Source organism: Pseudoalteromonas rubra (assembly GCF_005886805.2).
GTDB classification, from domain to species: domain Bacteria; phylum Pseudomonadota; class Gammaproteobacteria; order Enterobacterales; family Alteromonadaceae; genus Pseudoalteromonas; species Pseudoalteromonas rubra_D.
In genome coordinates this window covers 1,024,800-1,045,592 of the sequence record NZ_CP045429.1, presented here as the reverse complement: position 1 = coordinate 1,045,592, position 20,793 = coordinate 1,024,800, and the positions used below count along the sequence as shown (strand labels likewise).

Below are 20,793 nucleotides of genomic sequence, written 5' to 3'. Positions count from 1 at the left end.
TTAAGCTCCTACCTCTGCCAGAAAATCGTTTTTGGCGGACTGGTTTAACTGTAATTTGTCGAAGTATTGTGTGTATGAGGTCTGCTCTACGACCTTGCCGCCTTCCATCACAATGACCCTGTCTGCCAGGTCGAAATACTTATCATCGTGCGTGATGGCAATGACCAATTTCTGCTTTGCTTTGAGGCTGGGTAAGATGCGTTTATAAAAGACTTCTTTGAAAATTGGGTCCTGATCAGCGGCCCATTCATCGAACAAATACACCTGCTTGTCTTCTAAAAAGGCCACCAGCAAAGCGAGACGTTTACGCTGACCATCAGATAACGACACGGTAGAGAAATAACCGTCTTCTATCGTGACCTTGTGATCCAGGTGTAACAGTTTCAGATAATGCTGGATCAGCTCCATCGTGGCGTCATCCAACTCTTTGAGAATTTTTGCAAACAAGTAGTAGTTAGAGTAGATAGCACTGATCCCTTGTCTGTAGCTTTCGATATTGGTGTTGTTCAGTGCCGCATCATCGAAATAAATGTGCCCGCCAACCGCCTGATAATGCAGCGTCAACAATTTACTGAGAGTTGATTTGCCGGAGCCATTCGAGCCAACTATAAAGACGATTTCGCCACGATTCAGTGTCAGGTCGATTGGACCAACAGCGAAGCCAGCCTCATCCTGATCACTGGGATAAGCAAACTCAACTTTATCGAAGCGCAGTGTCTGCCAGCTAGGCACATCTGAAATCTGATACTCGATTTCCTCTTCAGGTAATTCATTGAGCAGCGTATTAAACTTCTTGTATGAAATCGTCGCCATCATCATCTGAGGCAAAGCATTCAGCAAGACAGCGATGGGGCCGGTCACGTACAATAAAGCCATGATTACCGCGACCAACTCGCTATTACTGATGGAGTGGTAATTCACGAAAATAAAACACAGCGCACCGATGACAAAGAAACAAATTAAATCACCAAAGTTGATGGTTGATATCAGCACAGATTGCGCGGCTTTCTCATTTTTAAGAATGTTTTTTTCATTGCTCAGCAAAGCGTCCTGATGAAAATAAGCACGCTTTTGCGCATCGAGCTTGAGCTCCTTTGCGCCAGAGAGCAAACCATTCACACCTTCCTGAATTGCATCCCGGTACTCTCGAGAACGCGTCAGCAGCTTGTTGCCAAAATACATGGGGACTTGATACGCCAGGATGCCAAACGCAATAGCGATCATCACCATCTTAAAGACTTCATCATTGAGGTAGACCAGAAAACCCAGCATACCGACTAAAGTCACCAGATTGATCAGCAACAGGGGTAATGCACGTGCGCCATTAACGATCCTTGGTACATCCAGATTCACAGAAGCAACCAGTTTAGACGAGCCCATTTTCTCAATGGCATACAAAGGCGTTCTGGAAATTTTATCGTAAAAACTCACTCTAAGTTTTCTGGCAACATCCGTTGCAACGCGCTGCAGTAAAATCTCTGACAGGCTTCTCATGATCAGAATGAATGTACAGGCCAGAAAAAACAACGCAGCCAGTTTATAGTTTGCGACTTCCAGTAGCCCATATCGTGCATGCGGAACTTCAGCCAACTGCAATCCGGGTGTCGGACTCTCAATACTCATCAGTACAAAGGGAATAAGCCCCGAATATAAAATCCCTGAAATGGCTCCCAACAACACCGAGATAAACACACGGTTGGGATAGCTCTCACTAAATAGTTTTAATAAATTCACGGTTTACTCCTGCCCTTGATTCGGGGTTAGCGTTAGCTTGCGAGATGCCTCTGTGGGTGATTCAAATGACACATACTGTCCCTTAGCGAACAGAGTGATCATGTCGTCATAATGCGCGCTGGCGACCTGACCAGACTGCCCCGTAGAGTTCATAAACTCATAGCGTCCGCCCAAATCAATAATCTGTCTGAACCCGGCACCATAGTTCTGAATAAAGCCATTGTCTTTTTCGTAGAAACCTGCCGCTACATTAACGGTATTGGTGGAACCACCGGTCGCTACCTCTCGTGAGAACACCTTATTGAGATGCTTCACCTTGCCAAACGGCATATGGTCGTATCGAGTCGTCTGAAACTTACCCCATTGCCAGTTGTCAATTTCATCCCCCTGTAACTTACTGTTCAGGATTAAAGTTCTGTCTAGCGCTGAGAGTAATACTTCTTCACAAGATTCTGTTTCTAGCGTGTTGGTGTCGTCACATAGCGGGGTGTTTTGCGCCAGCAGCTCAGCCAGCTGGTCGTAACTCACTCTGCCACGCAGACCCAGTAGCTGGCGCGTTGCCGCTTTCTCATTCCATGCAGGAATGAGCTCATCATTGAGTAAGACTCGGTATATTTGTCTCGCCCAGGTATAAAAAATCGTTGCGGCAATACTGTCGGTCGGAGCATCTCCTTGCCAGGTTTTCAGATGGTCAAGCGCTTCTTGCTGCCACAGGTCTTCCGCGACGACCGTTTCCATCACACTCTTTAACTTGATAACCGTCAGGTCTTTTACATCCATCTGCATCTGTTTGATGTAATTCACATCCAGTGGCTGTGTATTGAGTAGCTGTTCAATGCGCTCTGCACGGGCAGGGTCCGCAAAGCTGGAAGAAATATGATAAGGGTAACTCGATGCCACATTACGGTTATTGGCATTAATGATGTAACCTCGTGGTGGATTGAATTCGCTCGGCATCTCATCTTTTGGAATGAACCCTTGCCATACATCTCCCTCAGCACCCCGTTTAGTCGGTAATATACCTGTGCCACGCTCGCGAACCGGAATATTACCCGCGCCAGTAAAACCAATGTTATCTTGCTTATCTGCATAAAACAGATTCAGACTGGGTGATGCAATTTTATCCGCAGCCTGCTTAAACTGCTGCCAGTTCTGGGCATGATTAATGTGAAAAAAGCCTTCATAAGTGGTGTCCTGTGCCTGCAATGCCGTCCAGCGCAGAGACACTGCCTGAGGCAAACCGGCTTTACTGATCACGGGACCGGTCAGCGTTTCTTTGATCTTCAGTTCAACATCCCGATAGGTGGGCTTAAGTAGACTCGGAAAATCACTTTTCACTTTGATATATTCAGTGCGCTCTGTAAAAGGTAGCCACTGTTGCTGGTAGCGATACAGCGTGGGGTCTTCCGGATGGATTTGTTCCACAATCAGATCTTGCAGGTCAGCCTCCATATTGGTGCCACCCCAGGCAATGTAATTATTCTGACCAAATACAATGACAGGTAACCCGACCAAACTCATACCCTGTAACTGAGAGTCTGGCAATTGCTGCGATACGGCATACCACAAAGAGGGAATTTGCAGACCCAGGTGCGGGTCATTGGCCAAGATAGCACTGCCAGATGCACTTTTTTCAGCAGAAACCACCCAAGCGTTACTGCCTATATGTTTACCGCCAATCTTATAGTCGGTTTCCAATTGCTTAATGGTGTGATGTAACCCCGACAGGCTGGCAACCTGCCCTTCGCCCAGTGACTCTGACGGCACCAGTTCAGATCCGAAAAACTCGGCGAACAAGGTTTTGGGTAATGTTTTTAATGCCACACTACGCTGGATCTCTTCTTCCAGGTTGCCCGACATACTGAGAGAAAACATTTTCATCCATGCCAGTGAATCTTCAACACGCCATGGCGCTGGCGTAATCCCGAGCATAGTAAACTCAATTGGCAGTGTAGGTTGCTGGTTCAGGAATTCATTGATCCCGGCCGTATAAGACTGCAATGACGCCAAAGCCTGCTCAGACAAATAAGCCTTACTTTGTTCAGCCACCTCATAGAGCCCCAACGTGCGAACCCAAACGTCATAGTTCAGGCTCTCTTTGCCAAACACCTCACTCAACTTACCGGCACTGAGCCTGCGTTGTAACTCTAACTGCCACAGCCTGTCTTGTGCATGCAGATAGCCCATCGCAAAATAAGCATCTGCCATTGAATCCGCATCAATATATGGCACACCATGTGCGTCGCGCGTTACCGTAACCTGCTCCTGGACAGCAACCGAGACCGCACTTGCCCCCGCTTGCGGTAAAGCTGAAATGACCTGTTGCTGATATGCCACATAAGCACACAGTACTGACGGTGCCAAAATAAAGGTGCCAAACCGGCACAACAGAGGATGTCGTGTAAACCAATTTCTTATTTGCATGTATTCACTACCAACAGAAGTTTGAGATCTCATGCATGAGATCATTGCTACTGATTAAAACAAGGTTTAAGGTCGGAATGAGTCTCCGCTGACATCGACCGGATATGCGTCAGCGTGCTGTCATCGTCAATTCAGGCTTGCGGCAAGGGCTTCCTGTTCGGAGGCAATCACCTGATGGCTTTCCACAAATGCTTTGATGTCAGCCATTAACAGGGAGCGTCTGCCCTCCTCTGAGATATAAACGCCCTCTCTCATATCTGCAGAGCCCAGGTTGTATCCCTTCTCAAACGCCCATTCAATGATGCTTAAATCAATATTCATACCTTCACTCCACCGCTTGTAAACTGCGCTTTAAATTTATTCTGCTGTGCTGTGCGTCGATTTAAGACTTCACACCAGAGCGATTAGTTAGTATGGTTCACATGGTGCATCGATAACCCTTGAGTGTATACCTGTTAGATCTACCAACTAAGGTGTTCACCACTAACCTTAAGTGCAGTAAAAGGTTCCTAACCCTATGAATAAGCTAAAATTAGACCAGCTGATGCTGGCTAACGTGAACAGTCGAAAAGGGCTGAATTCTGAAACTTTTGAGTACACCTCTTTATTCTTATCTTCTGTGACGCCTGATCCACACAATGCACGATTTCTGCCAGCCAAGTTCATGGAAGATGATCATGCACGACAATTCACTTCACGCTGGCTAACCAAAAACCAGCTAGTTGAAATGTATGATGCAAAAGACCACGTACTAATAGGAAAGAACTGCATTGTAAACTGCTTTGCCTACGGCACCGCCCAGTGGAAAAAAGCGAACCAAACCCTAGAGTCCGTGCTTGAACTGGCCGAAAACATCTCTGTAGCCGAGGTTATTCAAGTGCCGACCGTCTACCCTTTAGAGGACGGACAGTATCAAATACTGACCGGACATCGCCGATTTTTTGCCATGGTTTACAGCAATGGTTATGACTCAAGCGCCCAGTTTAAAGTGTATGATGCCAAACCATTGCTATCGAAAGTTAAACAATTTCAGGAGAATGCCAGCAGAGACGACCTGCCTCAATATGGCAAGCTGCAAGCTTTTCTCAGTGCAATGCAGGAACTGGAAAGCCTTAGTCAGGCAAGATTAAAAGTCGGTGAGAAAAAGCTAACCGTTAAAGAAATGGCGGCCAACTTAGGTATCTCCATGGGGAGTTTTGATAACTACAATGTGCTTACCCGGTATAAATGCGTTATTCAGGCGTATGAACAGGGGCTGGTCACGCTGCCTTTTATCAACGTTAAAAAAATCGTTAAACAGGTTGAGAATGACTATTACAGCGAGTTTGATAAAACCCTGCTAACCGTGACAGACAAAGCCGAGATCAATAAACGGATACATGCCAAACTCACTGGGCAAAAATTGACAACCAAACCTAAGACAAAAGCTTTCAGGGTAAAACCCATTCAGCATGTGGAAACAATTAAAATGCTCCTGACCCACAACATTACAGAATTAGTGGATGAGGTAGATTGGCAAGCTGTGGACTGGGACAATCGAAAAGCCGTAACGGACACCCTGGCAAAAGTCATTGAGGTATTGGATAGTAAGACTAAGGAAACTGACAGTTAGTAGCCAATGGCGCATGGAATAACTCACTCAACAATGGACGTGACGCTGTTGCAGGAAAACATATCAGGCAAAAAATGGTTCGTGTTTTGCAATAGTTCCTCCAGGCTTTGTTAAATGCTAATGGTCGCTTAGCGGCCTTAGAGTCCGCTCCGACCCGATATTGTAAGAAATTATATATTCACCATTTCGACCACTGGTCCACCAAGCCATTCAAAAAAACAGAACAATCACATACCAATCAAACACTTAATAGAAATCGTTTCTCACCCTCACTTTCTTAACATTGGGCAACAATGAAAATAACACTTGTAAAATAAAACCGCCTATCCATCTTTCTGTTGAGTTTTTAAAAGACTATAGATATAGTCTGAACGCTTGACATATTCCTAATAACAACAAATTCAGGACAATGAACGAAGTCAGCTTCTCTAGAACAGTTAAATCGATCACACTTGGATCCTGGAAACTTGACCCAAAGCGTCAGGTGCTCACTGACGGCGACATCGAAAAAGAACTCGAACCGCTTCTGTTTCGCATCATTAGTTATTTGATCTTAAATTCGGATACTATCATCACTCGACAAAATTTAGTGGACGATGTCTGGTGTCAGAAATATGTTGATGACAATGCAATAAACCGGGCAATCTCTGAACTCAGGAAAACACTGAAATCAGAGAACCAAAAGGGCATCATAGTTAAAACTCACTATAGAAAGGGTTACAGCTTAGCCATTGAACCGTTTGTTGAATACCACAAAACGGAATCAGTTGACCAATCTAAACCCAGCCCTGCGGTTACAACCGAATTAAACACAAAAGTGACACCAGCCGAACGATCAGTAAAGCGGAAAAAGGCCCCGTGGATTTTTGCTGCGGTCATCAGTACTCTAGCAGCCAGCATTAGTCTGGCATTTATTAACCAGGACACAGCGCTGAGTGACGCCTCTGTTAGCCCCATAGAAAAGCAAGTGCAGGAAACAGTACTGTCCTGGGTCAATGGCAGGTATACCAGACCAAATATCTCGCCCAATAAGAACTTCGTTGCCTTCTCTATTATTCAAAAGAATAGTCAGAATTATTCTTTGGTGGTCAAAACGCTACAAACAGGCCATGAAAAACGCCTTGCAGAAGAAGGAACTAACTACTTCCCTATCGGCTGGTCAGCAGATTCCAATAAGGTCTTCTATCGGGCCATTAACAATGAACAATGCGAAGTATGGCTGATAAACACCAGTTTTGACGGTACCAATAAATACCTGTTTGACTGTAGCTTGCAAGGTTTCACAGGTGCAGGTGTCAGCGATGGCAGACTCATTTATTCAAAGAGCGGTTATCGCGACAGGGATGAACTCGCAGCACTTGCCAGCCGTGATATAGAAACAGGCCAGGAATTTCAAATTACATCACCAAATTTGAATTCATATGGAGATAGGTTTTTGACTTATATCCCTGATATGGAAGTTATTATTTTTGAAAGGCATCACTATCAGGGCAGTGAACTCTACATGACAGACCTGGATGGTGGAAACCAGGTTAAACTACATGACACCAACAACCGGATCTGGACTTTATCCTACGAGAAGAAAATTAATTCTTTGATTTGGCTAGATAATGTTGAGAATATTTTGTTTACCTATTCGCTGGATAAGAAAGCCATTACCTCAGCGGCGAAATTGCCAAATAATGTTAAATATGCCAGTAATCAGCCACTGTCCCACGACGCCTTACTGGCAGTGACTTATCCCTTTTTACAGGACATATATACCTTAAGCCCCGAGGGCGGCGAACTGCAGCCTTTAGTTAAAAGTGAGTATGATGACGTACAAGCTACTGACTTTGAAGACAGTGTGATTTTTTTGCGTCAGGAAGGTGGACTGCGTTCCATTTATCGTGCTTTACCTGATGGTCAGCATGAACCGCTTGCACTTGAGGCGTCGACTTATGAATCAATTCATTATAGCGCGCAAAGACAAGAACTATTGCTCCACTACAATGATAGGCTCGAAACCTATGATAGTAAGACCCTGACGCTTACTGGCTCTATCAAGGTTGATGGCACCATAGTGTCGGCTGAGTACCTTGAAGAAAATAGCATCGGTTATACCGTTGTGGATGCAAGAACATTGAGAGGAAAAGCCTTTATGCACTCTCTCGATTCGGATAAGAGCATTCCATTACCCATTGAACGCCCACTGTGGTTTGGGCAGCTTGATAGTGAGTTTTATGCCAGTTTATCATCACATGATGAAGTGTCTTTATACAATATCAATACGGGTGAAAAGACTGACAGAATTGAGCTGTCAAAAGCCAAATATAAACACTCGATTGCTGCGGGCAATGGGTCCTTGTATCACTCCGACGGTGAGACCGTCTTTAAGATTAATTTCAGCCATACCGAGCCCAGGCAGGAATTATACAAAATTGACAGTTCCAGCTATGTCATAGACAGGATCAGCTTTTCTCAACAAACCAATGCGCTTTACCTCGACATTATTGAAGTCGTTGAAAACCAGCTGGTCAAAGCAGAAATCACCCAGTCTGAATGATCTGGCGTACTGGGGAGGACACCTCCCCAACCATGAACGCTGATATACAACACCGAAAAGCACGTCAGTCATCGTGATTAGATCAAATTGTTGATAATACACTTTACGATCGCCTGCTGCCTGTTTGTACTATCTGTTTTCACAATACAGTTAGACAGATGAAAATTAACCGTGCGCTCAGAGATACCAAGTATCTGGCTGATTTCCCAAGACGTTTTACCTTCACAAGCCCACATTAAGCAGTCTTTTTCGCGTTTTGTAATATGTAACTTTTTATCCCTGCAGCGCAACGCAGCCTGCAGCAAATAGGGAGAGATAATCGTCCAGCACCAGTCAACAAACTCAATACTCTTCTGCTGGCAAAAGCTCTCTGGGATATCGAATACCAAGCCTCCATAAATGCCTGTCACACCCCGCATAGGCATCACATACACCTGGCCTTTCTGATTGCTGTGATTGAGTATACTGTGCAACGGCAACAATCGAATACCTGACTTACAATGTTCAAAGATCGCAGTGTCTGACATTTCCTCTGCCAACTCGGCAGAAATCTCACCATAAACTTTTTCTTCGTATGAGGACGCAGATACCGGGCAAAAATCGATAAAGCCCAGACAATTGTAGCCTGACTCTTTTGAGATAGACTTCAATGTACTTGTTAGCTCTTCAGCGATGTTTACTTCCTCAAATTTAGTAATCATCTGTTTAATTTCGTGCTGCGTGTCAAACAGGCCAAGGGTCGTATTTTGTTGCATTGTTAGCTCCTCAATTTGCGCCAAGTAAGCAAAGCGTGTTTATTGTTTTGATGGAACTCATAGTGCCCCAGCAAACGCGTGCAATCAAATCTCGAAAAATAAAAACATAACCAATAAAATCAACACTTTAATACCAATTATTATGGTGAAATACTGGCTATATATTGATTGATATCACCCCGCAGAGGATCCCGTAACGACTCGATGTGAGAGCTTATTTACTACTAATTTATCCCATTTCATATGCATCCAAATTGTGCAATAAACTCTAATACCAATTTACTTAATTAAGTGCTCTATTTTGAAGCGAGAAAATAAGGTCGATAACACAGCACCCGCGCCCTGCTATCGTTGAGGCACCATCGTCCATATAGGCGAGGCAAAAATTTGCGAACTTATACCTTAGGTAAAGATCCTAAATGAGAAATTTTTAACGCCGTTAGCGTCATATTTGCTCTTTCAAATAGAACAGGTATTAAGTGAAATTGGTATAACCTTTTGAGTACGTACAGCTATCGAAAATGTGCTGTCGTGCATGGTCAAATAAACAGACCGAATTTTGATTGCGGCAAGAAAGAGAATCACGCTGGCGGCAGATGTGATAGCTAGATTGACACTGAATAGTGGCAATTCAATCTGGCCAGGGCGAGGTAGTGTAAACAGCACCAGGAAAAGTTGTACAGTGCAAACATAAGTCAGCCACGCAAACACACATCAAAAGACTAATGGCACCCTATGGATAACAGGCCAACGACATACCTAACAATCCGCGTTTCAAAAGACAAAAACACAAACCGAAAGGATTCAATGACTGTGACTTAGTTAGATGTTTAGTTCAGTTAACTAGGTGGCGCAACTGGATAACAGAGAATAGCACCTGACAAACATCGGTACCAGGTTACCTGCTGTAATCTTTTAACAGGCAAAAACGTTCGGAGTTTGGACACTAACGGGTCACACCGCCGATTCAGTCCATTCAAATTTGTGTGAAGTTTTTCAAAAAGGAAAAAGATCCACTACTTGAAAGTGGACCCAAATGAGAAGTACGAATGTACATGACACAATGACTTTGAACATGGCATGCTAGCAAGCACTGACCGCCTCACAGAATGCTGGAGGTAAAAATGGGGGTTATAAACAAGCCTGCATTGACTGATGAAGTGCAATACTGCCCTCCGTGATAGTATGCTGTAGCTGACTATACTCTTCTTTTTTTAGCTTCATCGAGACCAACAGGCTGTTTTTTGCAATATCATCCACCCTAACCTCAATAGGTCTTGCATCTGAGCACAACCACAGACGCCCTTTTGCTTGTATCTCCAGAGCAAACTCCATACTTTCAATTTCTTTTTGCTCGAAGTAATGGGCGCCAAAAACCCGGTTGCTTTGTACTCTCAACAACAACTCGCCAGGCGCGAACACCTTGCCGGGCACGGCATTCGGGTTTACATAGTCAACATACCCGTTTTCGTTAGAAATAAGTGTTTTCGTTTTTTTGCTGTCCTCAGAGACATACTCAAGCATCACTTTTTTCTTGGCTACTTCACTACCAACCTTAATAGCCAATTCTACAACTCGGCCAGTTTCCCTGGAGTAATGATACTCACTGGCGGGCTCTTGCAACACAAGATTACCTGAAACAGACTGCAATCCGGCCCCCATTGCCAACACAAGATAGGATCCCATCAATTTATCAACTCCTATTACTATTTATATTCTAATTAACCAGTGATGTTTTTAGGGTTAATAAATCCTACCTGAGTAATACTATGCGTATCTGTACCACCTGCAATAAACTTAGTCTGGCGATTATCTTTAATTTCTTTATTAGTAAGTTCTTTTAGTTTTTTTGTTTTAAGTTTAAGCATCGTGACAATCTCTATTTAATGTTTATTCAATTAATTTTTAAATGTTAAACACCGTTGTGGTGATGCAACTATCATTGACCAGAGATGCTAAAAAACCTAGTTATGAAACGTTATTCTTGAAGATAACATTACACACTAAACCATTGTTTTTTATGAATATAAAAACACATTACCCAGACCTTTTCACATGATAAGCTTTGTATTGACCGACATACAAAAAAGAACAAGAAAAGTGAGCCAAATCACGCAAGAAAAACAAAGAAAACAGACACGTTAAAAATGAAATTTGCTACAACCTGGCGAAATGGAAGTGAAAAACATCTTGAAAAAACTCAGAGCAAGAACCAAAAGAAAACATTTGCCGACATTAAAAAAAAGAGTTAAACAGGCTTTAATTTATCATATTGGCCTAATACTGAAATATATTGCAAAACACATCACTTATTCCATCAGCCGGTTTATCCTGCTTCACAAACCCAAGCCCAAGCCCAACAAAGACCAGACACCACTTCGTCTCAAAGATCCAGGCAGTTAATGAAATCAAAGAGGCACACAAGATTTGGAGCGCAATGTCCCGCCTGACTTGACTAACAAAGTACTTCTCTGCTCACCCGGTCAGTGCTGCACTTCCTTTTGCACAGCAGGCTCATTCAAGTTTTCCTACAACGCAAACCCAAATTCGGCGCCCAAATGGTGGACCGGGTCCAGATGTCGGATTGAGATCGACTACCGGATTGAGATCGACTACCGGATTGAGGTTGGCTGTTAGATTGAGGTTGGCTATTGGATTGAGGTTGGCTGTTAGATTGAGGTTGGCTGTTAGATTGAGGTTGGCTGTTAGATTGAGGTTGGCTGTTAGATTGAGGTTGGCTATTAGATTGAGGTTGGCTATTAGATTGAGGTTGGCTATTAGATTGAAGTTGGCTGTTAGATTGGGGTTGGCTGTTAGATTGGGGTTGGCTGTTAGATTGAAGCCGACTATTGGATTGAGGTCAGCTGTTAGATTGAGGTCAGCTGTTAGATTGAGGTCAGCTGTTAGATTGAGGTCAGCTGTTAGATTGAGGTCAGCTGTTAGATTGAGGTCAGCTGTAAGATTGAAGCCGACTATTGGATTGAGGTCGGCTATTAGAGTGCGTTCAGATGTGCCGGATGAGTCCAGATATCAGTGAAGGACTATGTGTATTTGGTTGTCCTTATCAGTACCAAAAGGAATGCTATTGAACCTGAATACACTTGTGTTCAATCAACTATCGAGTCGTGGCTTATCGGCTTGTTTGACAGCCTGGGTAGTTCGGACGATACGTATAAGGTATTCCCTCAGGTGACAGGCCCAGACGATCGAACATAAGGGAAAACGAAGTTTATGCATTATTTTAGCTTCTTTAAACTGCGTACCAATGTATCAGGTGCACCGTTAGAGAGGTTAAGGCAAGACGATGACCGGCATTGCTAAACCCGTAACATGCACCACTAGGTGCCACACTCAGGGGTTTGTAGTCGTGTCTATTTGTGTGATGCTATGTGTATCTATCTGTTGAGCAGCCCCGCCAGCGACAAGCTGTGTTTTACCAGGAGCAAGAAGCACTTTTGTAGTAAGGTTTTTTAACTTTTTGGCTTTCAACTTAAACATGACCAGATTTCCTGTTGTTATAGCAAATTAGTTGTATCGTGTTCACCTGCCTGGTGACATGTTTAACCTTAGCGAATACCCCAGAAATACACTAATTATCAAAACTTATCGTTTTTCATAATAATTAGACATAAACACCTGATTTAAATAGCAATAAAACTAACGATACCAGTTTGAAAAAACATAACATTTAAGAAAGCCGCTGTTTCACAGCACTCAGCATAGGTTTGCAGAGTAATTAAGGCTAAATCCAGTACGTTTTTTACGTCAAAACACTGCTTAGTGATTACAGGTAAGGCACCTGTTAGTGCTAATACAACGACACTGTAGGCTCACCTGAATGACTACGTGGATGTATATTGCTTTAAAATGGTGCACAGAAAGCGAAAGAAAACGAATCTGCTCAACGCAATGTCAGCGCACTCGAATCACCTCAAAAACGGCTGGAGCTGCCCTCTAAGCAAGTGATACCAATTTTCTTAATTGAGTGCGCTATTTTGAGGCGAGAAAATAGGGTCAATAGCACCGCCTACATATATGTCGGTGAGGCGAAAATTTGCGAGTTCATACCTTAGGCAAAGATTCTAAATGAGAAATTTTTAACGCCGTTAGCGTCATACCGACTCCTTCAAATTGGCCAGGTATTAAGTGAAATTGATATAAATGACCACTTTAGCAATGTCACCATGGGGTTTGGTTTGCAAGACAAAAGATATAAAAAAATCCGATATCAGGACACTGATATCGGATTATTCATTTAGCAGTCGCTGCTTAATTGTAAGTACTAACGCTAAGCTCTGGCACTCACAACCAGTAAGCGGATACTGTGATTACTGCATCTCGTCGCTAAATTGCAGCGTTGGACGCACTACTTCAGCATCAGATTCCAATGCACCAAGCAGTGCTAAGAAGTTCTTATTAACCACTGACATAGTGATATTCTGCTTCTGCTGTGGTTCAACTTCACCGGTCACCTCAGCAACTGTAACGGCTTTCAGCACCAACAGCGCGGCATCACCGCTATTTAGTTCAACCAAAGCTGACTGCGTCTGTTCGCTATCCGGGTGTGCCAATTTAAATGCCTGTTGGACAATTTCTGGAGCAACAGTAAAGCTCTGACGTTTCAGGGCTGCTTCCGTTTTCACTTCCGTAGATTCTGCCGCTGCGATGTCACTCAGTGCTTTACCATCTTCCAGCTGTGCATACAAGGTGTTCGCTTTCTCTTTGATAAGCTCTGACGCTTTTTCGTTCTCAAGGCGCGTTTTGATCTGCGCAGTGACCTCTTCCAAAGGCTTCACAGTGGCTGGTTTATGGTCCAAAACACGTACAACAACAATATGCTCACTCCCCGCTTCCAGCACTTCTGAATTCACTCGGTCTTCGATTAGCTCAGGTGTGAAAATGGCATTAGCGATGTTTGGATCATTTAACGGAGCAGGTAGCGCCGCACGTGATACCAACTCAGTGCTCTTCAACTCAATATCTGCAACAGCCGCTGCATCTTCTAATGAATCTGCCACTTCAAACGCCAGCTCTGCGATTTGCGATTGTTTTTCATAAAATGCATTGGCTTTAGCTGTGTTCTCTAGCTCAGCGCGCAACTCAACGGCAACTTCTTCAAACGCTTTTGACTGCTGTGCCTGTAAATCGGTCAACTGGATAATATGGAAACCAAACTCAGTTTCAACCACAGGAGAGAAGTCACCGACGTTAGCGAGAGCAAATGCAGCCTCTTCAAACTCAGGCTCCATCATGTCACGCTCGATCCAATCCAGATCACCACCGACTTCCGCAGACGCGACATCATCTGATTCAGTTGCAGCAAGCTCAGCAAAATCTTTACCTTCTTGTAATTGCTGGTACAAAGCTTCCGCTTTTTGCTGTGCCGCTTGTGCATCTTCAGCACTCTCAATCAGGATATGCGCTACACGACGACGCTCTTCTTCCAGGTACTGAGCCTGATTCTCTTCATAGTAAGCGCGGACTTGTTCATCCGTCACAGGCTCATCCAGCGTCACATCGCCAGATGTTAGCTCAAGGTACTGCAAAGCAATTTGCTCCGGTGCCTGGAACTGCTCCTGATTTAGCTCATAGTAATCAGCAATTTCCGCTTCTGTTACAGCCACTTCACTTTTGACGGTCTCTTTGCTCAATAGCATGTAGTCAATATCACGTGTTTGCTGCTGCAATGCCAACGTTTGCTTTAATTCGTTATCTAAAACAAAATCTGATCCTGCAACCGCTGAAACCAATTGATTACGAGTCATTTCTTCGCGCATGTATTCACGGAACGTATCAGGCTTGAAGTTCATCTGGCGGATCAACTGTAAATATCTGTCGTTACTGAATTCGCCACCTAGCTGAAAGTAAGGCAGTTCAAAAATAGCTTCCTTAACTTGCTCATCACTGACTCTCAGCCCTAATTCAATGGCTAACTGGTTTTGTAGTTCTTGTTGTACCAGACGGTCAATAACACCACTGCGGATCTGAGCCATATATGCCGGATCTGCTGAGATTTGTGTGAAATATTCGCCAAACTGACGCTCAAGGCGTGCACGCTCATTTTCATAGGCGCGGGAAAATTCCATTTGCGTTATCTTGACTCCGTTTACTTCTGCTACGGCTTGCTCTGTGGTTTGACCTAGGTAACCACCGATCCCTGCCAACGCAAAAGACAAGATCACTACACCAAGAATAATTTTGGCTGCCAGGCCTTGTGAGCCTTCTCTAATCTTTTCTAGCATTTATTCTATCTCTTATCTAAGTCAAAGCACGCTCAGTACTTTGGGTTTATCTGCGTACCCAGTTCCGCTGAGTATGACACACCAGCGCCCTGTTTCTGTACCTATTAATATGGATATGCGCGGCGATTGCAAGTATTTATGTGCAGACTTTTCGAAGCGCATATGTGATATCGCGCTTAGCTTCATCTCCATTAGCCTCGCCAATGTGCGACACTATCCAACTGATATAAAAAAAGCGTATCTTAGCAGATACGCTTTTTATCTTGAAGCTTATCTGGCCCAATCACACTATTTTAACATAGGTTGTTGGGCAGACTGAGCGAAATCTGCTTAGTTTACCGCGTCTTTCAGAGCTTTACCGGCTTTGAAAGATGGGATGTTAGCTGCAGCGATTTCGATTGCCGCACCAGTTTGTGGGTTACGACCGGTACGCGCTGCACGCTCACGCACTGAGAAAGTACCAAAACCGACTAGGGCAACTGAGTCACCGTCTTTTAGCGCACCAGTTACTGACTCAATGAATGAATCCAGAGCACGACCAGCAGCCGCTTTAGAAATATCAGCATCAGCTGCGATTTGATCGATTAATTGAGATTTATTCACAATATCATCCTCTTACATTGTTATTATCAAGAGCGATGAGGGCTTACCACTAACATCACTTTTGTAGTTAACTCAGAGAAATCTGACGATTCTCTATTTCATCTAATGTCTCAAAGCCTAGTAACCACGGGGGTTGTGAGCTACCAGGCTAATACAGTGCTTAAGTTAGCATACCATGTAGATTTGAAAACCCTTTTTACGCACTTTTATGTACTTTTTCTGCTTTACCCAAGCGACTTTTGTGACTCAACCGTAAAACTGTCTACCGGGTGAGCGAGTGCCAGAGATAAAACATCGTCAATCCAGCTCACAGGATGGATTTCAAGACCTTCCAGTACGTTTTGCGGGATCTCTTTCAGGTCCCGCTCATTCTTCTTAGGAATGACGACGGTTTTGATGCCACCACGGTGAGCTGCCAGCAACTTCTCTTTGAGTCCACCAATCGGCAGAACTTCACCACGTAATGTGATTTCACCGGTCATTGCAACATCACTGCGTACCGGGTTACCCGTTAAGCTTGAAACCAGTGCTGTGACCATGGCAATACCAGCACTTGGACCATCTTTCGGCGTCGCACCTTCAGGAACATGTACATGAATATCGCGCTTTTCATAGAAGTCGCCATTGATCCTTAGCTTTTCAGCCCGGTTGCGTACCACAGTCATAGCAGCCTGGATCGACTCCTGCATTACATCACCCAAAGAGCCTGTATACGCCAGCTTACCCTTGCCGGGCACTGCCGCACATTCGATGGTCAGTAAATCGCCACCCACTTCAGTCCAGGCCAATCCAGTAACCAAACCAACGCGATCGCCATCTTCGGCCTTACCGTAATCAAAACGCTGTACGCCCAGATAGCTCTCCAGGTTTTCAGCACTGATCACAACCTTATCTTTTGACTTGCTCAGCAAAATGCTCTTGACGGCTTTGCGACACAATTTTGACAGCTCTCGCTCAAGGTTACGAACGCCAGCTTCTCGTGTGTAGTAGCGGATAGTATCAATGATGGCACTGTCCTCAATCTCAATCTCTTGCTCCTTCAATCCGTTCCGCTTAATTTGTTTCGGGATCAAATGCTGCTTAGAGATATTGAGCTTCTCGTCTTCGGTATAGCCTGACAAGCGGATCACTTCCATTCGGTCAAGCAAAGGGCCCGGAATGTTGAAGCTATTAGACGTAGCAACAAACATCACATCCGATAAATCATACTCAACTTCCAAGTAGTGATCGGCAAAACTGCTGTTTTGCTCCGGGTCGAGTACCTCTAGTAAGGCTGAAGCCGGATCACCACGCATATCCGAAGACATTTTGTCGATTTCGTCTAACAGGAACAGCGGGTTTTTCACGCCCACTTTGGTCATGCTCTGTACCAGCTTGCCTGGCATTGAGCCAATGTAAGTACGTCTGTGGCCTCGTATCTCCGCTTCATCGCGCACGCCGCCCAGCGCCATGCGCACATATTTACGTCCTGTTGACCGTGCGATAGATTGCCCCAAACTGGTTTTACCTACCCCTGGAGGCCCTACAAGACACAAAATAGGCCCTTTGAGCTTATTTGTTCGTTGCTGTACTGCCAAATACTCGATGATACGCTCTTTGACTTTCTCCAGGCCATAGTGATCTGCATCCAGGATCTTTTGGGCATTGGCCAGGTCTTTTTTAACTTTTGAGCGTTTTTTCCAAGGCACACCAATCAGCGTATCAATATAAGAGCGCACCACTGTTGCCTCAGCCGACATCGGTGACATCATCTTTAGCTTATTTAGCTCAGAGGTCGCCTTTTCTTCAGCCTCTTTGGGCATCTGTGCCTCTGAGATGCGCTTTTTCAATGCTTCAAATTCATCTGGCACATCATCCAGCTCACCCAATTCTTTCTGAATGGCTTTCATCTGCTCATTGAGATAGTACTCGCGCTGAGACTTTTCCATCTGTTTTTTGACCCGAGAACGGATCTTTTTCTCTACCTGAAGCAGATCAATCTCGCCTTCCATTAAGGCCATCAGGTACTCTAACCGGTCAGTAACGTTGTACAACTCAAGTACCTTTTGTTTTTCTGGTACTTTAATCGGCATGTGCGCAGCCATTGTGTCAGCAAGACGTGCCGTTTCGTCAATACCGGAGACGGACGTCAGTACTTCGGGCGGGATCTTTTTGTTAAGCTTTACATACCCTTCAAACTGGCTGATGGCACTGCGGATAAAGATATCCTGCTCAGGACCTTCAATGTTCTCAGAGGCAATAAACTGCGCCTCGGCCAGGAAATAATCATCAGTCACCAAAAATCGTTCGATTTTGGCACGCTGAGTACCTTCAACCAGCACTTTGACGGTGCCATCAGGCAACTTTAATAACTGCAATACAGTAGCGACGGTACCGACTTGATAAATATCATCCGTGTCGGGGTCATCAATTGACGCTTCTTTTTGCGCCACCAAAAAAATTTGCTTGTCATTTTCCATCGCTGCTTCAAGGCATTTTATTGATTTTTCTCTGCCTACAAACAGCGGGATCACCATATGAGGGTATACGACCACATCACGCAGTGCCAATACGGGTATCTCGACTCGATCCATTCTCTCAAGCGTCATTATATTCTCTTCGCACTTCATTAGTTTCAAGGATTAGGGAGGTATATGGGGATTGCCTTCAAAAAGTTCAACCTATATACCAATCCATATCAATTTCTAGTTTGAGTTTGTTGATTGCTGGAACAACTAAACTGTAGACAAAAAAAGGAGCCTGAGGCTCCTTTTTGCGATAAAACCAAATCGTCACTCCGACGCAGCTTTATCCTGACTGTTATTTTCGTAAATTAAAATTGGGTCAGACTCACCTTTAATGACGGTTTCGTCTACCACAACTTTACTTACGTCTTCTATTGAAGGCAGGTCATACATGGTATCCAGCAACACGCCTTCAACAATAGAGCGCAATCCACGGGCACCTGTTTTTCTCTCCATTGCCTTGTGCGCGATGGCCTTAAGTGCATCCTCTCGGAACTCAAGTTCAACCCCTTCCATTTTGAACAACGCACCATATTGTTTCGTTAGTGCGTTTTTAGGCTCATTAAGGATTTGAATGAGGGCATCTTCATCTAGCTCAGCCAAGGTCGCAACCACGGGCAATCGGCCGATAAACTCAGGAATTAGACCGTATTTGACCAAATCTTCGGGTTCAACATCTTTGAAGGTTTCGCTTAAAGAACGCTCGCTATCCGACGATTTAACCTGAGCGCCAAAACCAATACCAGTGTTGGTATGGCTACGCTGCTCAATCACTTTGTCCAGACCAGCAAAGGCACCGCCACAAATAAACAGGATTTTCGATGTGTCTACTTGTAAGAACTCTTGCTGAGGATGCTTGCGTCCGCCTTGTGGCGGCACCGAAGCTACCGTGCCTTCGATGAGTTTGAGTAGCGCCTGTTGAACGCCTTCACCAGACACGTCGCGCGTGATAGATGGGTTATCCGATTTACGCGAAATTTTGTCGATTTCGTCGATATAAACGATACCGCGCTGTGCTTTTTCTACGTCGTAGTCACACTTCTGTAAAAGCTTCTGGATAATATTCTCGACATCCTCACCCACATAACCCGCTTCGGTTAATGTGGTTGCATCCGCCATAGTAAAGGGCACATCCAGTAAGCGTGCCAGTGTTTCTGCAAGCAGTGTTTTACCACTACCTGTTGGACCGATAAGCAGGATGTTACTCTTGCCTAGCTCAACATCGCCTTTTAAACCTTGGTTTTTCAGTCGCTTGTAATGGTTATAAACGGCAACTGAGAGCACTTTTTTAGCGTGCTCCTGGCCAATCACATAGTCATCAAGGTGATTGCGGATCTCTCTTGGTACCGGCAATTTATCAGACGAATCATGTTGCGGCGCTATATCCTTGATTTCTTCTCTAATGATGTCGTTACACAGTTCGACGCATTCATCACAAATGTACACTGACGGACCAGCGATCAACTTGCGTACTTCATGTTGGCTCTTACCACAAAATGAGCAGTATAAGAGCTTACTATTCTTGTCGCCGTCTGTAGGAGTGTCTGACATTCAGCTACCTCTTAAATTTGGTCAGTTATCTACTTCGATAACACAATACATGTTTTAACTATACCAAAGAATTTTGCCTTTGGTATAGCCGGGCCAGATGCATTTATCTAACAGCGATCAGAAACACGCCAGCCCAATATAGATTACTTAATATTTCTGCTGCTATGAACAGCGTCAACCAAACCGTAATCCACGGCTTGCTCAGCATTCATAAAGTTGTCACGATCAGTGTCATTCGCGATCACATCATAAGGTTGGCCAGTATGTTCAGCCATCAGACGATTCAGCTTTTCTTTGATCGTCAGAATTTCTTTTGCATGGATCTCAAAGTCCGACGCCTGGCCCTGGAAACCGCCAAGAGGTTGATGGATCATGACGCGAGAATTTGGCAGGCAATAACGTTTGCCTTTGGCACCACCAGAGAGTAAAAAGGCGCCCATACTGGCTGCCTGACCAACACACACAGTGCTAACGTCTGGTTTGATAAAATTCATCGTGTCGTAAATAGACATACCCGCAGTCACCGAGCCACCTGGTGAGTTGATGTATAAATAAATGTCTTTTTCAGGGCTTTCTGATTCCAAGAACAGCAGCTGAGCAACGATCAGGTTTGCCATATGGTCCTCAACCTGACCTGTCAGGAAGATAATCCGCTCTTTTAGCAAACGAGAATAAATGTCATAAGAACGCTCACCTTTCGCTGTTTGCTCAACAACCATAGGGACTAATGCGTTTAGAGGATCAAACATACCGTCATTCATTTTATAGATTCCTTATAAACAGGGAAGTGCACTGCAAAACCTGGCCGCCTGTCTCATACAAA

The 20,793-nt window shown here is 44.4% G+C and carries 14 protein-coding genes; 2 read left to right on the top strand and 12 right to left on the bottom strand.

Annotated features, from left to right (window positions below):
* From CWC22_RS04690 to CWC22_RS04680, 3 genes are all read right to left on the bottom strand, one after another.
* Positions 1-1,734: a cyclic peptide export ABC transporter gene (locus CWC22_RS04690; RefSeq protein ID WP_125564512.1), complete on the bottom strand. Its 1,734-nt coding sequence runs from the start codon at positions 1,732-1,734 to the stop codon at positions 1-3.
* Between the two features lie 3 nt (positions 1,735-1,737).
* Entirely contained in the window at positions 1,738-4,191 is a 2,454-nt protein-coding gene (locus CWC22_RS04685) for a penicillin acylase family protein (protein ID WP_171045125.1), read from the bottom strand.
* A gap of 93 nt (positions 4,192-4,284) precedes the next feature.
* Positions 4,285-4,479 (bottom strand): hypothetical protein, encoded by a 195-nt coding sequence (locus tag CWC22_RS04680; protein WP_138539195.1) that lies wholly within the window; start codon positions 4,477-4,479, stop codon positions 4,285-4,287.
* A gap of 196 nt (positions 4,480-4,675) precedes the next feature.
* Between CWC22_RS04680 and CWC22_RS04675 the strand changes: the two genes are divergently transcribed.
* Both CWC22_RS04675 and CWC22_RS04670 read left to right on the top strand, forming a co-directional pair.
* The gene (locus tag CWC22_RS04675; protein WP_125564507.1) at positions 4,676-5,770 is read left to right on the top strand and encodes a hypothetical protein; all 1,095 of its coding nucleotides are present in this window, start codon (positions 4,676-4,678) and stop codon (positions 5,768-5,770) included.
* A 409-nt stretch (positions 5,771-6,179) separates the two neighbouring features.
* Complete coding sequence (locus CWC22_RS04670) at positions 6,180-8,315, top strand: winged helix-turn-helix domain-containing protein (RefSeq protein ID WP_138539194.1); 2,136 nt, start codon at positions 6,180-6,182, stop codon at positions 8,313-8,315.
* 77 nt (positions 8,316-8,392) lie between these two features.
* On the opposite strand, the gene CWC22_RS24590 is transcribed toward CWC22_RS04670, so the two are convergent.
* From CWC22_RS24590 to clpP, 9 genes are all read right to left on the bottom strand, one after another.
* Positions 8,393-9,070 carry a helix-turn-helix transcriptional regulator gene (locus tag CWC22_RS24590; protein ID WP_125564504.1) on the bottom strand — a complete coding sequence of 226 codons (678 nt, stop codon included), beginning with the start codon at positions 9,068-9,070 and terminating at the stop codon, positions 8,393-8,395.
* 1,131 nt (positions 9,071-10,201) lie between these two features.
* Entirely contained in the window at positions 10,202-10,756 is a 555-nt protein-coding gene (locus tag CWC22_RS04660) for a hypothetical protein (RefSeq protein WP_125564502.1), read from the bottom strand.
* 35 nt (positions 10,757-10,791) lie between these two features.
* Entirely contained in the window at positions 10,792-10,938 is a 147-nt protein-coding gene (locus tag CWC22_RS04655; protein ID WP_155946429.1) for a hypothetical protein, read from the bottom strand.
* A 1,483-nt stretch (positions 10,939-12,421) separates the two neighbouring features.
* Positions 12,422-12,568, bottom strand: coding sequence for a hypothetical protein (locus tag CWC22_RS04650; protein WP_164517640.1), 147 nt, complete (start codon positions 12,566-12,568; stop codon positions 12,422-12,424).
* Positions 12,569-13,398: 830 nt separating this feature from the next.
* On the bottom strand, positions 13,399-15,312 hold the full coding sequence (locus CWC22_RS04645) for a SurA N-terminal domain-containing protein (protein WP_138539192.1): 1,914 nt from the start codon (positions 15,310-15,312) through the stop codon (positions 13,399-13,401).
* A 330-nt stretch (positions 15,313-15,642) separates the two neighbouring features.
* Positions 15,643-15,915, bottom strand: a complete 273-nt coding sequence (hupB, locus tag CWC22_RS04640) for a nucleoid-associated protein HU-beta (protein ID WP_010386462.1) — start codon at positions 15,913-15,915, stop codon at positions 15,643-15,645.
* A gap of 224 nt (positions 15,916-16,139) precedes the next feature.
* On the bottom strand, positions 16,140-18,503 hold the full coding sequence (gene lon / locus CWC22_RS04635; protein ID WP_125564498.1) for an endopeptidase La: 2,364 nt from the start codon (positions 18,501-18,503) through the stop codon (positions 16,140-16,142).
* A gap of 183 nt (positions 18,504-18,686) precedes the next feature.
* Complete coding sequence (gene clpX, locus CWC22_RS04630) at positions 18,687-19,970, bottom strand: ATP-dependent protease ATP-binding subunit ClpX (protein ID WP_125564497.1); 1,284 nt, start codon at positions 19,968-19,970, stop codon at positions 18,687-18,689.
* Positions 19,971-20,113: 143 nt separating this feature from the next.
* Positions 20,114-20,731 (bottom strand): ATP-dependent Clp endopeptidase proteolytic subunit ClpP, encoded by a 618-nt coding sequence (gene clpP / locus CWC22_RS04625; RefSeq protein ID WP_010386465.1) that lies wholly within the window; start codon positions 20,729-20,731, stop codon positions 20,114-20,116.
* Between the last annotated feature and the right edge of the window lie 62 nt (positions 20,732-20,793).

Excerpts from the sequence above, each read along its gene's own strand:
- CWC22_RS04685 (WP_171045125.1), bottom strand. The coding sequence starts at position 4,191 with ATGAGATCTCAAACTTCTGTTGGTAGTGAATACATGCAAATAAGAAAT.
- CWC22_RS04680 (WP_138539195.1), bottom strand. The coding sequence starts at position 4,479 with ATGAATATTGATTTAAGCATCATTGAATGGGCGTTTGAGAAGGGATAC.
- CWC22_RS04675 (WP_125564507.1), top strand. The coding sequence starts at position 4,676 with ATGAATAAGCTAAAATTAGACCAGCTGATGCTGGCTAACGTGAACAGT.
- CWC22_RS04670 (WP_138539194.1), top strand. The coding sequence starts at position 6,180 with ATGAACGAAGTCAGCTTCTCTAGAACAGTTAAATCGATCACACTTGGA.
- CWC22_RS24590 (WP_125564504.1), bottom strand. The coding sequence starts at position 9,070 with ATGCAACAAAATACGACCCTTGGCCTGTTTGACACGCAGCACGAAATT.
- CWC22_RS04660 (WP_125564502.1), bottom strand. The coding sequence starts at position 10,756 with ATGGGATCCTATCTTGTGTTGGCAATGGGGGCCGGATTGCAGTCTGTT.
- CWC22_RS04655 (WP_155946429.1), bottom strand. The coding sequence starts at position 10,938 with ATGCTTAAACTTAAAACAAAAAAACTAAAAGAACTTACTAATAAAGAA.
- CWC22_RS04650 (WP_164517640.1), bottom strand. The coding sequence starts at position 12,568 with ATGTTTAAGTTGAAAGCCAAAAAGTTAAAAAACCTTACTACAAAAGTG.
- CWC22_RS04645 (WP_138539192.1), bottom strand. The coding sequence starts at position 15,312 with ATGCTAGAAAAGATTAGAGAAGGCTCACAAGGCCTGGCAGCCAAAATT.
- lon (WP_125564498.1), bottom strand. The coding sequence starts at position 18,503 with ATGACGCTTGAGAGAATGGATCGAGTCGAGATACCCGTATTGGCACTG.
- clpX (WP_125564497.1), bottom strand. The coding sequence starts at position 19,970 with ATGTCAGACACTCCTACAGACGGCGACAAGAATAGTAAGCTCTTATAC.
- clpP (WP_010386465.1), bottom strand. The coding sequence starts at position 20,731 with ATGAATGACGGTATGTTTGATCCTCTAAACGCATTAGTCCCTATGGTT.